The sequence below is a fragment of the Candidatus Kryptonium thompsonii genome (assembly GCF_001535985.1).
Taxonomy (GTDB): Bacteria; Bacteroidota; Ignavibacteria; order Kryptoniales; family Kryptoniaceae; genus Kryptonium; species Kryptonium thompsonii.
Genome location: NZ_CZVS01000007.1, coordinates 25968 through 42508 on the forward strand (window position 1 = coordinate 25968; position 16541 = coordinate 42508).

13 protein-coding genes are annotated in these 16541 nt (G+C 37.2%); 6 read left to right on the plus strand and 7 right to left on the minus strand.

The window, feature by feature from the left end; translation table 11 throughout:
• Positions 1-17: 17 nt before the first annotated feature.
• Together nusA and AWW78_RS01330 are read right to left on the minus strand one after the other, a co-directional pair.
• Complete coding sequence (gene nusA / locus AWW78_RS01325; protein WP_047133899.1) at positions 18-1301, minus strand: transcription termination factor NusA; 1284 nt, start codon at positions 1299-1301, stop codon at positions 18-20.
• Positions 1302-1324: 23 nt separating this feature from the next.
• On the minus strand, positions 1325-1792 hold the full coding sequence (locus AWW78_RS01330) for a ribosome maturation factor RimP (protein WP_047133900.1): 468 nt from the start codon (positions 1790-1792) through the stop codon (positions 1325-1327).
• Between the two features lie 209 nt (positions 1793-2001).
• Between AWW78_RS01330 and AWW78_RS01335 the strand changes: the two genes are divergently transcribed.
• The gene (locus AWW78_RS01335; RefSeq protein ID WP_141653873.1) at positions 2002-5073 is read left to right on the plus strand and encodes a M1 family aminopeptidase; all 3072 of its coding nucleotides are present in this window, start codon (positions 2002-2004) and stop codon (positions 5071-5073) included.
• Between the two features lie 46 nt (positions 5074-5119).
• Here AWW78_RS01335 and AWW78_RS01340 read toward each other — a convergent pair whose 3' ends face one another.
• Together AWW78_RS01340 and AWW78_RS01345 are read right to left on the minus strand one after the other, a co-directional pair.
• Positions 5120-6235, minus strand: coding sequence for a hypothetical protein (locus AWW78_RS01340; RefSeq protein WP_047133913.1), 1116 nt, complete (start codon positions 6233-6235; stop codon positions 5120-5122).
• Positions 6236-6247: 12 nt separating this feature from the next.
• Complete coding sequence (locus AWW78_RS01345) at positions 6248-7555, minus strand: c-type cytochrome (RefSeq protein ID WP_047133902.1); 1308 nt, start codon at positions 7553-7555, stop codon at positions 6248-6250.
• A gap of 229 nt (positions 7556-7784) precedes the next feature.
• On the opposite strand from AWW78_RS01345, the gene AWW78_RS01350 reads away from it, so the two are divergent.
• The 4 genes from AWW78_RS01350 (at position 7785) to AWW78_RS01365 (ending at position 11765) form a co-directional block, all read left to right on the plus strand.
• Positions 7785-8459 carry an energy transducer TonB gene (locus AWW78_RS01350; protein WP_047133903.1) on the plus strand — a complete coding sequence of 225 codons (675 nt, stop codon included), beginning with the start codon at positions 7785-7787 and terminating at the stop codon, positions 8457-8459.
• Positions 8460-8657: 198 nt separating this feature from the next.
• Positions 8658-9332 (plus strand): energy transducer TonB, encoded by a 675-nt coding sequence (locus tag AWW78_RS01355; RefSeq protein ID WP_047133904.1) that lies wholly within the window; start codon positions 8658-8660, stop codon positions 9330-9332.
• 89 nt (positions 9333-9421) lie between these two features.
• Entirely contained in the window at positions 9422-10642 is a 1221-nt protein-coding gene (locus tag AWW78_RS01360) for a hemolysin family protein (protein ID WP_047133905.1), read from the plus strand.
• Positions 10635-11765, plus strand: coding sequence for a lytic transglycosylase domain-containing protein (locus AWW78_RS01365; RefSeq protein ID WP_075426009.1), 1131 nt, complete (start codon positions 10635-10637; stop codon positions 11763-11765). The genes AWW78_RS01360 and AWW78_RS01365 overlap by 8 nt, the downstream gene beginning before the upstream one ends.
• On the opposite strand, the gene AWW78_RS01370 is transcribed toward AWW78_RS01365, so the two are convergent.
• From AWW78_RS01370 to AWW78_RS01380, 3 genes are read right to left on the minus strand one after another with little or no spacing between them, the layout of a single operon-like run.
• A complete protein-coding gene (locus tag AWW78_RS01370) occupies positions 11762-12178 on the minus strand; it encodes a CoA-binding protein (protein ID WP_047133906.1) in 417 nt (138 codons plus the stop codon). The genes AWW78_RS01365 and AWW78_RS01370 overlap by 4 nt on opposite strands.
• Before the next feature lie 7 nt (positions 12179-12185).
• Positions 12186-14378 (minus strand): ATP-dependent DNA helicase RecG, encoded by a 2193-nt coding sequence (recG, locus tag AWW78_RS01375; RefSeq protein WP_047133907.1) that lies wholly within the window; start codon positions 14376-14378, stop codon positions 12186-12188.
• Positions 14379-14381: 3 nt separating this feature from the next.
• Positions 14382-15596 (minus strand): HAL/PAL/TAL family ammonia-lyase, encoded by a 1215-nt coding sequence (locus tag AWW78_RS01380; RefSeq protein WP_082359532.1) that lies wholly within the window; start codon positions 15594-15596, stop codon positions 14382-14384.
• Positions 15597-15604: 8 nt separating this feature from the next.
• Between AWW78_RS01380 and AWW78_RS01385 the strand changes: the two genes are divergently transcribed.
• Complete coding sequence (locus tag AWW78_RS01385) at positions 15605-16423, plus strand: RsmB/NOP family class I SAM-dependent RNA methyltransferase (RefSeq protein ID WP_075426011.1); 819 nt, start codon at positions 15605-15607, stop codon at positions 16421-16423.
• Positions 16424-16541 lie beyond the last annotated feature (118 nt).

Genomic DNA, 16541 nt, shown 5'->3' on the forward strand with positions numbered 1-16541 from the left:
TTACGTTTATTTAAAAGTTATCTTGAAGCTTTTCTTATTATGTTTCTTAACCTTTTGATCTTTTTATCATCAACACCCGGCACCCCGGAAAGAATTGATTTTATGTTCTCATCCGAAAGCGCAAGGTAATCTCTATTTGTTTCGATTCCAGCGTCCTTAAGTCGCTGATAAATTTCCTCTCCAATTTGATCTTTCAAATCAAATAAACGAATAATTTTCTGAACATCCTTCTTCTCTCCTTCAGTTGAAAGTATTTCAATATCGTACTTTGTTAGTTCAGAAGCAAGCCGAACATTTATACCATCATCACCTATAGCAGATGCAACTTCCTCTGGGGGAACATAAGCTATCGCTTTTCTTTCCTTACTGTCAATTTCAATCCACTTTGGCTTTGCCGGCTGTAAAGCCCTTGCAACGAAAAGTGCTGGGTCATCAGTGTAAGCAATTACATCTATATTCTCATTGTTAAGTTCCTTTACTATTGAATGAATTCTCACCCCTTTCATCCCAACGCATGCACCAACTGGATCAACCCTTTCATCGGTCGATGCTACCGCAATCTTTGACTTTTTACCTGCCTCTCGCGCAACCCCCTTTATGACAACCACACCGTCATAAACTTCGGGTATTTCAAGTTCAAATAACTTGACAAGAAATTGCGGATCAGCTCTTGAAACTATGATTCTCGGGCCTCCACCCCTTCGCTCATCTTTCGGGCTCGGTGGTTTAACTTCCTTTACCAAAACTCTCAAACTTTCATTTTTTCTATATCTTTCATTTGGTATCATTTCGCTACGTGGTAAAATCATTTCATTTTTATTATGCATCAAGAGAACCAACTCCGGCTTATTATCCTTGCCCATGTAAACTTGATAAACTTCACCTATCAAAATTTCTCCTATATATGATTCATACTCCTTCATAATCGAATCCCTTTCATATTCGCTCAACCTTTGTATAAACAACTGCTTCGCTTGCGATACCAAGCGCAATCCAAAATCTTTCAATTCAACCTTCTCAACATACTTTTCCCCAAGTTCAAGTGTAGGGTCAACCTCACGTGCTTTCTCAAGCGCAATTTCCCTTGTTGGGTCCTTCACCACTTCAACTATATCCTTCAAAAGGTAAATCTCAATATCACCTCGCTCCAAATTCACAATTATATCAAACTCGGAATCCTCACCGTATTTCTTTCTGACAAGAGTCTTGAACACATCCTCAAGGATAAATGCAATTTTGTCCTTCTCAATTTTCTTCTCCTTTGCAAGCTGTGTAAATGCTTCAACTATTTCACGATTCATAATTTTAATCTTCTAATTTAATTTTACCAGACAATTTCAGTTTTGGCTTCAAGAATTTGTTCATATTTTAAAATAAGAAAATCATCATCAACTTTTAACTCAATTGCTTCCTCCCCGGCTGAAATAAGCTTGCCAAAAACCTCTCGCACTTGATTCGATGGAGCATCAACATACTTTACACGAAGAAATCTTCCAACATTTGTGAAATATTGCCTTTTAACTTTAAATGGATTTCCAACCCCGGGAGATGAAACCTCGAGTCTATAACTCCCAGGTATAGGGTCATAAAAATCAAGAGCATCGGAAATTTGCTTGCTTATCTCCTCACACTTTTTCACCGTTATTCCATCATCCGTGTCAACTAAAACCTCAACAATCAACCTCTTCCCTACTCCCTTTAAGTTAATATCGACCAAGTAGGCACCTGAATTTTCCACAATTGGCAATATTATTTCTCTAAGCCTGCTTTTAACTTCTTCAATATCCATCATAAATCAAAAAAAATAGTGGGTCTTAAGCCCACTATGGAGGTTAAGTTTTTTTAAAATATAAAAAAAACCGCCACAATTTCCAAATTAATACCTAATTTGCGCTAAATTACCCGAACTTAAAATTGCTTTATTTAAACCGAAAACTTAAAATTGAAACATATAAATTTCAAATCTCGTCTGTAAAAACAAAAATAAAATTTGAGGTAAGAATGAAAAAGTTAGCAATTTTAACGCTTCTTACATCAATATTTATCACGTCTTGGGTTTTCCCTTCTCAGCAAGATAACTATTGGCAACAGCATGTCCATTATAAGATTAAAGCCAAACTCGACCCAGATAATAACATAATTACAGGCTCAGAAACCCTAATCTATACAAATAACTCACCAGACGAGCTCGATAAGGTTTATTTTAGGCTATACTGGAACCTTTTTAAACAAAATAGTCACGGCTGGAAATATGCAGAAAAAAGAAAGATGTACACTAGACTCAAAAAAGACTATAAAGGTGTCCAATTGAAAAAGTTTTCAATTATTTCACAAGGAAACGAGATACCCCTTGACTACAAAATCGACGATACAATCCTTGAAGCAAAGCTACCCCAGGTTTTAAAATCAGGGGAAAGCATAACCTTTAAAATTGAATGGGAAGCAGAAGTGCCCCCAGGACCAGGGATGAGAACGGGCGTCAGCAACCGATGCTTTGACATCGCACAGTGGTACCCACAAATCTCGGTTTATGATAAATATGGCTGGCACAAAGACCAATATATAGGCACTGGAGAATTCCACAATGACTTTGGAGATTTTGAAGTTGAACTCGAAATCCCCAGAAGTTTTATAGTTGCATACAGTGGCGAACTTTTAAACCCTGCTGAGGTCTTACCAGATTCAGTCATTCAAAAACTTGAAGAGGCAAAAAATAATCCAGAAAAAATCTATCGCATTGCTGATTTCTCTGAGAGAAAAATAACTGATGAGGACAAAACTACTTATATAACTTGGAAATTCATCGCCAAAAATGTTCGTGATTTTGCTTTTAGCGCATACGAAAAATATATTTGGGATGCTGTGTTTTGGAAAAATGAGGAACATCCCTACGGTGGTGTTATGATCCACGCCTTATACTTTAAAGGTAACCAAGCGCATTGGAAAGATGAAGCCGTTAAATTTGGTTTGCACGCAATTAAATTCTTCAGCGAAAACTTCGGTCTCTATGTTTACCCAAACGCATTCATCATGTCAAGCTATGCCGTTGGTGGTGGGATGGAATATCCTGGGATCGTTTTCATTGGCTATAACATAACAAATTCACCTTATAGAGGGTTATTTGGGGTCATAGTTCATGAGCTTGGGCATCAATGGTATCCAATGATGATAAGCAACAACGAAACTGAATTTGCATTTATGGACGAAGGATTTAATACATTCATAACTACGCTTGCATTTGAAGCATATTACGGGAGAAAAAATAATTTACTCGACACAACGAAATGGTTCATTCGCTCCGCTGGAGTTTCAACTGACGAAAGAGAGAACAATCAACGCCAATACCTTCTACTTGCTGTAACAGGTTATGAAGAACCCATAGCTACACATGCAGATCACTGGCTTGAAAACTATCCAGCTACTACCGCATTCTACCCGAAGACAGCAACCGTTATGTTTATGCTTCAATATGTGCTTGGCGATTCAACCTTTTCAAAATTGATGAAAGAATATTACAACCGATGGAAATTTAAACATCCTTATCCTGAAGATTTTTACAATCTCGCAATGGAAGTAAGTGGAAACAAAGATTTAAGATGGTTCTTCGACCAATGGTTTCATAGGACATACACTTGCGATTACGGAATAAAGTCAATGAAATCCAAACAAATCCAAAAAGATGGAAAAGAAGTTTACGAGACCACGATAAAAGTCATTAGAAAAGGCAGAGCAGTTATGCCAATTGATATCGCAATAAAAATGAAAAATGGAGAAATTACGACTGTAAATCTTCCCGTTGATATTTGGCTAAATGATGAATGGGAAAATGAAATCAAAATCGAATTACCTTCAAAGCCCGTTTCAGCCGAAATTAATCCTGATTTGAGAATAGCTGATGTAAATCGCTTGAACAATACATATCCATTTCCAAAGGTTAAAATCTCAATCGACAATACTATCCCTTTATCTCAAATCATCGCTCCACTTGACGCATATTGGTTGAGATTAAGACCCTCTATTTGGTATAATATTCCCGATGGTTTTAAAATTGGTTTAAAACTTAACGGATCTTATCTCGATGATGTCATCTCTAACAAACTTTGGATTCTCTACAGTGTGAGGACGAATAACCTTGACTTTTATTTAAACAATAATCGAAGAATTCCATTTGAAATAAGTAAAAATACATTTACAGAGTTCGAACTTTTCAAAATTGAAGGAAGATATGGTGGTGGCTTTGGACTCAGAAAGCGGTTTTCAAAAACCTTAACAATTCCACCCTTTCATAACTTGACACTTAAAGTTCAACTCTTCAAATCAATCAACAATAACTATGTAGATCCAATTTATAAATGGGATGATGGTAGGTTGACGAGATTAATTTTGGGATATACATACTTTAATTACAGTGAAATCTTGCAAACAAAATTTTCACTTTCATTTGAATCATCGACGATGTTAAGCAACTTTAACTATTCAAAAGTTTATTCAGAAATTGTTCAAAAACTTCAGCTTGGTTCTGGATACACGATTTCACTTAGATTATTTGGTGGATATGGCAATGGAAGCATACCAAATCAAACGAAATTCTTCATTGCAACTTCATCGCCGATAGAACAGTTATATGTGCCAATTTATAGAAGTAAAATTTTCCCAGCGGATTTTAGAAAGCATGTCGAGCCATTTGGAGGTGCTGGATTGCGTGGGTATCTGGATCAAAACATCTCTGATGATAGAGTTTATTCAGCAAACCTTGAAATAAACTTCTCCTCGCTCTTACCTTTTATGAGAACTTTGCCAATCATCGGAAATATTTTTAAAACGACAATCTTTTTCGATGCAGGTAAAATTTGGAGTCAAAATGAAAGAACAAGTTTCAAAAATATCAAGTATGACTTAGGTTTCGGCATAAAAACGGATTTGATTAAACAAATGTCATCTATAACGAATATCTTTTCAGAGATTGGCTTAAACACAATAAGAGTGGATTTCCCGATTTATGTGAGTCATCCTTTGAATGGAGAGAAAAGAGCAAAGTTTAGATGGGTTATCGGATTTGATATAGGATTTTAAAAAATGATTAAGTGCCCGCCCTTAAAAATAAGGGCGGGCAGTTTAATTAAGTTGTCACTGGCTTAGCTTTTATAACCTTGTTCAGCATATAACCAACAGTAATCAAACCCGCAATGAAGACAATTCCAAAAACAATAAGCACTGAAATCTGGGGTTGAACCTCGAATTGCTCTGGCTTGAAATAATCACTCAAATAAGCATCCCTTAAAATATCTCTCATTACAGCCATCCCAACAATTGTCAAGAAAAGCAAAACAATGCCAAATATCGAAAGCGGTCTCGGATTTTGAGCGTTGAAAGAAAGCAAAATAAGAATTAAACTAACAAGCGAAAGCAATACAGAGATACCAAAAACAGCGGTCGCCACTCCATTTCCACCCATAAAAATCATCATTAGATCTTTTTTAAGAGCAAGCAAAAACCATATTCCAGTTGCATATTGAACAACAGTACCAATTACAAACCAGAGCCCACCATACCTAACAGCCCATCTTCCGAAACTTTCATCGCTTTTTAATTTGACAAGACCATAAATTAACACAAGCAAACCTGCCACTGAAACCGAAGCCACAAGAAAATGTAAATATCTTGGGATTACCGTTGGATCGTCAAAATTAAAATTAGTCCCATGTGGATTAGCGAAATACTTTTGTGCCCATTTCTCTGGAGTTAACATTAAAACAAGAGTATTTGTGTAGATAAGTCCGATCAACGCAAATAAAACAGCGCTTCCAAGCACAATCCATGCCCTCACTCCTTGAAGTTTTTCGAAATTAAATTGATAAATGTAATACCCATAATATCCGATAAGCAAAAGCAAAATCACGCTCAACCATGGCCATGCGAGAATAATAGATGCAGTATAGAAGTACTGTCCATAAAGAACTTGAATGAATAATAGTGGTGCAACCCCAAGCGTTATAGTAAACGCTGTGGCAATGGGAAGCATTTTTGAAAAAGAACGAGCAAGATTGAGATGAAATTGACTGTTCTTTTTCCGCCCGATTAAATCAGTTATGCCAGTGATTATACCGCCACCAAGTGCAAAATTCATAGCAATGATATGCAGTATAAATGTGAGAACAAGCAAGAACTTCAAGAGCCAGTACGGCGCTGGCAACGGAATTGGATCAGGTTCTGGGATGATAATTTGTTGTGTCATTTTTAAACCCATTTATTTTGTTTTTTCCTCATTTAAACTGTAAAGCCACTTAGCGAGTGCTTTTCTTTCTTGTTCCGTCCCATAGAACGGAGGCATGAATCCTTTCAACATATCAAGATGCTGAAGTTGAAAATCAATATAGTTTTCGCTCCAACCACTTATAAGTTTCTTTATTCCATTATACCCATCAATGGTATGACAGCTTTGACATTGAACTCTAAAAATTTCCTCACCAGCTTTAAGCACATTTTCTTCATTTATTTCTTTAACCGAAACCCATTTGGCGAAGTTTAATGCTCCAATTTCATTTATTTTATCACCTTGCGTTTTCAAGATAGCGTTTGAATACATATAGTTGTAAATTATATATGGTTTTCTAACTGCTTCCCTTACCCATTCAGTTACAGCGGTAACCATAAACCCAATAACAAGTAGTCCCAAAGCAAATGCAAATGATGTTTGCTTTGGTGTCTTAATGGGTCCAAGCCACGCAAATAAAGCAATGATAAGCGAAAAAACAATGCTTAACACCGCAAAAACAGTCACAGCTGGTGCACCACCCATTGAAATTTCACGGGCGAGCGGTGGAATAATCGAAATATACCATATCCCTGCCACAGGGATGAGAATAAAGGCTGGAACCAACCATTTTCCTGAGTACTGAACAAGTTTAGTTCTCAACTCTTCGTCTTCCACCCGAGTCGCTGTTATTAAAGAATATAAACCTGCAAGTGCAAGGGCAACTCCAGTTCTTATGAAAAGAGATGGGAAATACGATGGATTGAAAAAACCAACCCAGAATTTTTTCGAAGGTTCAGTAAATGGAATATCAACCCATTTCCCAGATGTGAGCATAAAACTTAGAATACCATTGATGATTACAAGGCTAAGATAAGCCCCTGCGAAATAAATCCAACCAATCGTGTTGTGCGTCTTTGGATCAAGCTTATCCCATGTCGCATAGTAAATTAAAATTGCGGATATTTCAACGATAAAAAATACCCATTCAATTGCCCACCCGAAGACAAAGCTGTGAATTAAAGTTGATGTTGCAGATGGATGAACAAGTCCAATTGTGAACCAAATTCCAACACCTGATAAAGCGCCAAATACAACTGTAACAAGTAGGAAAAATTTTGAATGTTTTTTCAGGTAATTAATCAATTTCTGATCATTTTCTTTGATCGCTTTTCTTTCTGTTAGAGCAAGGTAAAGCCCTCCTCCGATGGCAAAATGAGCTACAAAGACATGTAAAATTGCAACAATTCCAATTAGAATTCCCCCTCCAATTAAGGGAACATCCCAAAATGGGTAATTCATAGGTATGTTCCGGGTTTGTTTTTAAATCAGTTTTAATTTAGAACTGTACAAAAATAAAATCAAGTTAGAATTTTTTAAGTTACAGATGTGTTTTGATGAAACAGTTTTTGTATTATCCATGTTATATTGTATGGGTGAAGGTTTCGGATTAATCTTGACAAAATTGTTTTGATTTTTTTAATTTAGAAGTAGCATAAACAAAAAATCATTTTTAGGCGGTTAGTTAAAAATGCCAGTTATCAAAAAGCCCGAAGCGGATTTAAGGTTGAGGTGGCGGAAGTGGATTGAGCTTGGGTTGGTGATTGCGCTTTTGTTGGTAATTGTTGCGTTTAGGTTTTTCCCGAAAGATATTGGGCGTGGCAAGAAGATTTTAACGGTTGAGCAGGAAATAATCAAACCGGAGGAAATTCCACAAACCAGACAGGAAAATAGACCACCGCCACCACCAAGACCGCCAATCCCAATTGAAGCCCCAAGTGATGAGGCTTTAAGTGATATTGACATCGATATAAGTTCAGAGCTTGATATCACGAAAGAGGTTGCACCGCCTCCACCGAAGGAAGAATTGAGCAAGAAGGAAGATGAGATACCGTTCGAGGAACAGTTCTTTATGGTGGTAGAGGAACTTCCCGAGATAATTGGTGGCCTTGAATCAATTCAAAGAAATGTAGTATATCCAGAGATAGCGATAAGAGCTGGAGTTGAGGGAACAGTCATTGTCATGGCTTTCGTTGACGAGAATGGTAATGTTGTAAAAGCCGAGGTAATTAAAGGGATTGGTGCAGGTTGTGACGAAGCTGCTGTGGCTGCCGTAATGAAAGCAAAATTCAAACCCGGCAAACAGCGTGGGAAGCCTGTGAAAGTGCGTGTGTCGATACCGGTAAGATTTAAATTGAAAAAATAATCCTCGCTCTTAAGGTTTCTTTATTTCTTTTCAAAAGGCACGGAGTTTTACTCTGTGCCTTTTTATTTCTCAAAATGAAATAATTAGCATTTATTATTGTATGAGTGAAAGTTTTGGATTAAATTTGACAAATTGTTTAATTTTTTTTAATTTAGAAGCAGCATAAACAAAAAATCATTTTTAGGAGGTTAGTTAAAAATGCCAGTTATCAAAAAGCCCGAAGCGGATTTAAGGTTGAGGTGGCGGAAGTGGATTGAGCTTGGGTTGGTGATTGCGCTTTTGTTGGTAATTGTTGCGTTTAGGTTTTTCCCGAAAGATATTGGGCGTGGCAAGAAGATTTTAACGGTTGAGCAGGAAATAATCAAACCGGAGGAAATTCCACAAACCAGACAGGAAAATAGACCACCGCCACCACCAAGACCACCAATCCCAATTGAAGCCCCAAGTGATGAGGCTTTAAGTGATATCGACATCGATATAAGTTCAGAGCTTGATATCACAAAAGAGGTTGCGCCACCTCCACCAAAGGAGGAATTGAGCAAGAAAGAAGAAGAGATACCGTTTGAGGAGCAATTCTTCATGGTGGTGGAGGAAATGCCTGAGATAATTGGTGGTCTTGAATCAATCCAGAGAAATGTAGTATATCCAGAGATAGCAATAAGAGCTGGAGTTGAAGGAACTGTTTACGTTATGGCTTTCGTTGATGAAAACGGCAATGTCGTAAGGGCTGATGTAGTCAAAGGGATTGGCGCAGGCTGCGACGAAGCAGCTCAAGCTGCCGTGATGAAAGCAAAGTTTAAACCCGGAAAACAGCGTGGAAAGCCTGTGAAAGTGCGCGTGATGATACCGATAAGATTTAAATTGAAAAAATAATCCTTGCCTTAAGGTTTCTTTAACTCTTTTCAAAAGGCACGGAGTTTTACTCTGTGCCTTTTTATTTTTCAAAATAAAACCCACCTCATATGCAAGTTGAGATAGTTTTAGCATTTATATTACTTTCACTGTCTGCTTTTTTTTCAGCGAGTGAAATTGCATTTATCAGCGCAAACAAGATAAAACTTGAAATAAAATCGCAAAAATCTTTAACCGCTAAAATCGCAAACGAGTTTGCAAAGAAGCCCGAAACATTCCTTATAACTATTTTAATTGGAAACAATTTCGTTAACATCGCTCTAAGCTCAATTCTAACTTTCGTTTTAAAAACAAGCGCTAATTCAAACGATTTTACAATCTTAATCTTGATCACACTTTTAATTCTCATATTTGGTGAAACAATCCCCAAAACTATTGGGCGAGAGTCTGCCGATGGATTTGTGTTATTTGCATCACTTCCTCTTAAACTAATTTATTTTATATTTTTACCAGTGGTGAAGATTCTAAAAAGCACATCTGAAAGGATTTTGAAGATTCTTAAACTGAAAACTGAAACGATCGAGCAATTTTTCAGCAAGAAAGATTTTGAAATTTTGCTTAAAGAAAGTGAGATGAATGAGAACATAAAAATTGAAATACCATTCTCAAAAGTTTTTAAACTTGAAACTATGCCAGTTGAACTTGCGATGAAGCCAAGAATGGAAATAATCGGTGTTGAAAAAAATATGAGTATGAGGGAAATAGTTGAAACATTTTCAAGCTCCGGCCATTCGCGTTTGCCGGTCTACGATGGAACGATTGATAATATAATTGGGATCATAGATGTTAAAGACCTATTTAAAAATCCTAAAAATATCAACGAAATCCTAAAGGAACCATACTTTGTTCCTGAGAAAAAACGCTGTATTGAGCTTTTAAGGGACTTCAAAGAGAAAAACATAAGTATGGCAATCGTCGTTGATGAATTTGGCGGGGTATCGGGCTTGATAACACTTGAAGATGTGATTGAAGAACTTGTAGGAGAGATAGAAGATGAATTTGACACAGGGAAAAATCTTATTCAAAAAGTTGATTCAAATACGTTTATTCTGAATGGATTAGTTGAGATCGATCGATTAAATGAGGAATATAATCTCAACATTCCAAAAGGAGATTACGAAACAATTTCTGGTTTCGTAATAAATAACATTGGTAGAATTCCATCTAAAGGTGAAGAGTTTATAATTAACGACTTTAAGATAACGATTTTAAATGCAACGCGAACGAGGATAAACTCCCTAAAACTAACTCTTTTGAAACATCATGAATAAAATTTTACATATTTTTTCTGTCGGCGCCTTCATTTTTGTCCTTTTAATCTCAATGAAAGATTCAAAGGAAATAGATAAATCCAAGTCAACTAATGAGGCTTTTATAAATTACCTTTCAATTACTCATCCACCGGATATAGTCTTCCTATGTGGGGAGAGAATACCGCTCGAAATTCCAGATGTAAGAGAAAGGTTCGAGAGAGAATTCTACATTGAGTTTAATGAAAATCAACTTGTCCTTGATTTAAAGAGATGTGGCAAGTATATGCCATACATTGAAAGCAAGATAAAAGAAAAAGGCTTACATCCAGATTTAAAATACTTAGCCATTGCTGAGAGCCGTTTGTTGGAAAACGCATATTCAAGTAAGGGAGCTGCAGGATTATGGCAACTTATGCCTGAAACAGCTAAAAAATATGGGTTAAGAGTCGACGAGTATATCGATGAACGCCTTCATATACAAAAAGCAACTGAGGCTGCTCTTTCGTATTTACAAGATTTATATAAAAAATTTAACAGTTGGACCCTTGCCCTTGCTGCATACAACGCTGGCGATGCTCGCATAAAAGATGCGTTGGATTTTCAATGGGTTGATAATTATTTTGATTTACATCTTAACAGAGAAACATCGAGATTTGTTTTTAGGGTTGCAGCAATAAAAGAACTAATCTCAAATGCCCATAGATATGGTTTCGTTCTTGACACAACAAAACTTTTTAAACCACCCAAAGTTAAATATGTCACTGTCAAAGGTCCCATACAAAACCTTGCTTTGTGGGCAAAATTACAGGGAACAAATTATAAAACCTTAAAATATCTTAACCCATGGATTTTAAAATCATCACTTCCAGATGGAGAATTTCAAATCGCCTTACCAGCTGAGGCTCAACCACAAGAACTAAACTTAGCAGAATATAAATATCGAGGCTCAAAGATTATATTTCAAAATGGCGAGATAATAGTAATACCGGAAAAAACAATAAACCACCGGGTTAAACCCAATGAAACAATCGAATCGATAGCTAAAAAGTATAATATAACCGTTGAAGATATTGTAGAACTGAACAAACTTGAAGGTAAAAAGTTAAAGCCGGGACAGATAATCAAAATTCCGGTTTATTAAAAATTTCCAAATCTATACATATGCTCAACTTTTATACACTTATTCATCACAACCTTTAATCCCGCATCCTGAGCTCTCTTTGCTGCTCTTTCATTTACTACACCGAGTTGCATCCATACGACCTTTGCCTTCTTTTGAATTGCTTGCTCAACAACTTCATCAACAAACTCAGGTCTTCTGAATATGTCAACTATATCAATTTCGTCCGGTATGCTTAAAAGGTCAGGATATGCCTTCAGCCCGAAAATCGAATCGATATTTGGATTGACTGGAATAATTTTATAGCCATGGTTCAAAAGATATTCAGCGACAATATAACTATCGCGGTCGGGTTTATTTGAGATACCAACGATAGCAATTGTGTTATATTTTGTCAGAATTTCCTTTATTTCATCATTCATTTGTGGCTCCATTTTACTTTTAACTTATTTTTGCAAGGTTAACTTCATCTGAATACCGTTTTAAAAATTCCTTTTTAAGACCCGCATGCTCAGGCTTTGAGAGATTCGGATCTTGCTTTATAAGTTCAAATGCTTCCTGACGCGCTATTTCAAGGATTTCTTTATCAGCTGCGATGTCAGCGAATTTAAACTTTATAAAACCACTTTGCTTTGTGCCGAAAAATTCCCCAGGACCTCGAAGCTCAAGATCTTTCTCAGCAATTTTAAAACCATCCATTGTTGATGCAATGATTTTCAACCTTTCCATCGCCTTGCTTTCTTCGGTAGCCTCATCTTCAAATTCAAATAAAGCATCATCAGAGGATTTTCTAAATAAACTTGACTTCGCTATTAAAAAGCAGTATGACTGCTTCTCCCCTCGACCAATTCTACCGCGCAACTGATGAAGTTGAGATAACCCAAATCTTTCGGCGCTCTCTATGACCATTATAGTAGCATTGGGTATATCAATTCCAACTTCGATTACCGTCGTTGCAATAAGTATTTGAATTTTCCCTTCTTTGAAGGCAAGCATTACCTCCTGCCTTTCCGTCCCGGGCATCCTACCGTGAACCAAACCAAGGTTAAACTCCGGGAAAACTTCATTTTTTAGGCGAACATAGTTTTCAATCGCTGATTCAAGATCAAGCTTTTCAGATTCTTCAATCAAAGGATAAACAATATATGCCTGATGGCCTTCCCTAACCTTTGAACGAAGAAATTCGTAAACCCTTTCCCTTTCAGTATCAGGGACGATCTCTGTTTTAACTTTTCTTTTTCTTGGCATTTCATCTATTATAGATACATCAAGATCACCATAAACTGTAAGAGCCAAAGTTCTTGGAATTGGAGTTGCGGTCATTATCAAAACATCTGGATTATAACCCTTTCCTATAAGCATTGCCCTTTGCATCACACCGAAACGATGTTGTTCGTCAATCACAACCAAACCGAGATTCTTGAAATTTACCCTTTCTTGAATTAAAGCGTGCGTTCCAATAATTATCTGCGCTTCCCCATTTTCAATTTCGCTCAATATCTCCTTCTTTTCCTTTGACTTTAGGCTCCCTATAAGGAGCCGAACTTTTACAGGGAGGGAATCAAGGAAATTCAAAAAAGTGGCGTAATGCTGTTCCGCAAGAATTTCAGTCGGAGCCATGAACGCAGCCTGATAGCCGTTATCAACCGCTATCAACATTGAAATTAAAGCAACGATCGTTTTACCACTTCCAACATCTCCCTGAAGTAAACGATTCATCGGTTTGTCAGATTTCATATCGTTCCATATCTCGCGGACGACCCTCCGCTGGGCTTCCGTTAGTTTAAATGGTAAGATCCTGCTGAAACCGTGAACAAGCTCACCTATCTTTTTGAAAGAAATGCCTTTCTCAAAATGTTTCAACTCGTAATGCTTCCTCGCAAGGAGAAGTTGAAGCAAAAACATCTCTTCAAACTTCAACCTCTTTAACGCAAGTTGTAATCCCTCATGCGTCTCGGGGAAATGAATTGATCTTATGGCAAATTTTAACGGAACAAGCCCATATTTAGCGAGAATTTTTTCGGGTAAAGTTTCCTCCACATAGTCAATATAGTTATCTATGACAAAGTTTATAAGCTCACGAAGTTTAAGTGTGTTAAGCCCAAGCGATTTTAATTTTGAAGTTAAAGGATAAACTGGAACAATTCTACCAGTATGTATATTTACACTGTCCGCCTCAGTTAAGAAATCAAATTCGGGATGAACGATATTTATTCTACCCCTGAAAACACTTGGCTTTCCAAATACTGCGACGAGATCCCCAATCTCGAACTGTCTTTTGAAATACTCAATTTTGTTGAACCAAGTACAACTTAATCTCCCCGTCCCATCATCAATCACAATTTCAAGAATTTGTCGCCCTCCTGAACTAACTAAGATTTTTTTATCAACAACTCTACCTATAAATGTAACAGCATTAATGCGTTGGAACTCCCACCAGTTTTTTCTCAACTTCGCAACACTTACAACCATACTTCTATCGATATATTTAGCAGGAGCGTAATAAAGCAAATCGATGAGCTTCTCAACGCCGACATCACGAAGCGCTGCGGATCTTTTCCCCCCAATTCCTTTGAGATATCTTATGTCACTTTCAAGTGTGATAGATGCCTTTTTCACCGAACCATCAATCATAAGTTATTCAAGCTCCTCTCCGATTGCTTTCTCAACAACTTTTATAATTTCTCCGCTTTTAACAATTTCAAGTGCTTTCAAAATATCGTTGTATAAAATTCTATCCTCATCAAGATGTTTAATCTTCTCCCTCACAAACTCATAAGCCGCTTGTGTTCCAACCCCGCACTTCATCAATTTTCCAGTCTTCGAATCAACCCTCGCAAAATCAATCCCTTGAGCAGCGCACATTATTTCAATCGCAAGAACTGTTTGAACATTTTTCAAAACCCTATAAGCTTTTTGTGCTGCGATTGATCCCATGCTATTATGATCTTCCTGATTTGCCGATGTCGGAATAGAATCGACACTCGCTGGGTGAGATAAAACTTTATTCTCTGAGACAAGCGATGCAGCGGTGTATTGAGCGATCATCAAACCAGAATTTAATCCGCCTTGAGTTGTCAAAAACTTTGGCAATCCACTTAACTGTGCATTTACAAGCCTTTCAATTCTTCTCTCAGACACATTAGCAATTTCAGATAAAGCAATAGCTATAAAATCCATTGCAAGAGCAATTGGCTGGCCATGAAAGTTTCCACCCTCAAGATGAATTTTATCTTCTGGAAAAATCAGGGGATTGTCAGTTGCAGAATTTATTTCAATTGAAACAACATTGTAAACATAATCTATTGCATCCCTCGATGCACCGTGAATCTGGGGAACACATCTCAAAGAGTAAGCATCTTGAACCCTTGGGTCATCGTAAAGATGCGAAAGCCGTATTTCGCTGTTCTTCATCATCCTCAAAATATTTCGTGCAACTTTTTGCTGTCCTGGATAAGGTCTTAATTTATGAATCCTTTCATCAAACGCTCTATCCGTTCCTTTCAGAGCTTCAATACTAAGCGAGGCAGCTATATCAGCAATTTTGCATAATTCTTTAGCTTGCTTAACGATAAGACATGCATAAGCTGTCATCATTTGTGTGCCATTGATGAGAGCAAGCCCTTCCTTTGCTGAAAGTTTAAGTGGTTTTAACCCGAATTTTTTAAGAGCGGTTGTGGATTTCATCCTTTTCAAATTTGACGGGTCAACATCCTTTCCAACCCAAACATCTCCTTCACCCATCATTGCAAGAGCAAGGTGAGCAAGCTGAACAAGGTCACCACTTGAACCAACTGAACCCTGAGATGGAATGATTGGAGTTATATAATGATTCAAAAAATTGATCAACATTTCAACAATTGCTTGCTGCGAATAATGAACGTCCAACCATCGTCGTAAGAGCTAACTCTTTAAAGACAAATGCTGATGAGCTTGCAAAACTTTTTGATGAGCGTGGCATAAAATATGTTCGCTCAAAATATCTTGAAAACTTTTTAAAGGTTGGGCATCTTTCCGGGATTTACAATATAGATCTTTTTAGTCAGGGTTATTTCTCAATTCAAGATGAAAGCGCTGGGCTTGTGGTTAAATTGCTTGATCCAAAGCCTGGGGAGACAGTGATAGATCTTTGTTCAGCCCCCGGTGGGAAAACAACATATATTGGGGAGTTGATGAAAAACGAAGGGAAGATAATCGCCGTTGATAAGTATGAGCATAGATTAAATCTTGTAAAGCAAAGCTGTGAACGACTTGGACTTACGAATGTTGATTTTATCGCTGAGGACGCCACTGCAGCTAACTTTGGGGTGGCGGATAAAGTTTTGGTTGATGCACCATGTTCAGGTTTTGGAGTGATCCAGAAAAAGCCTGACATAAAATGGCAAAGAGAACTTTCAGATATAAAAAATCTTGCTAAAACACAACTTGAGTTGCTTGAAACTGCAAGTAAACTTGTCCGAAATGGTGGTGTGATTGTTTATAGCACATGCACCATTGAACCGGAAGAAAATATTGAGGTCGTTAAATCGTTCCTTGATAAACATCCCGAGTTTGAAATCGAGGATGCAAGAAATTATCTCCCATCTGAAGTTGTAACCAATGGTGGTTATATGGAGACATTTCCTCATAAGCATGATATGGATGGTGGGTTTGCGGTAAGGTTAATCAAAACAAAATAAGCCATGGAAAGAGAGAAAGGCTCGCATCTTGTCATAGTTGATGGTGAAACATTAACCCCTGAAAAAGTTTTTGATGTTGCAGTTAACTTTGCTCCCGTTAAACTTTCGCAAAAGGCAA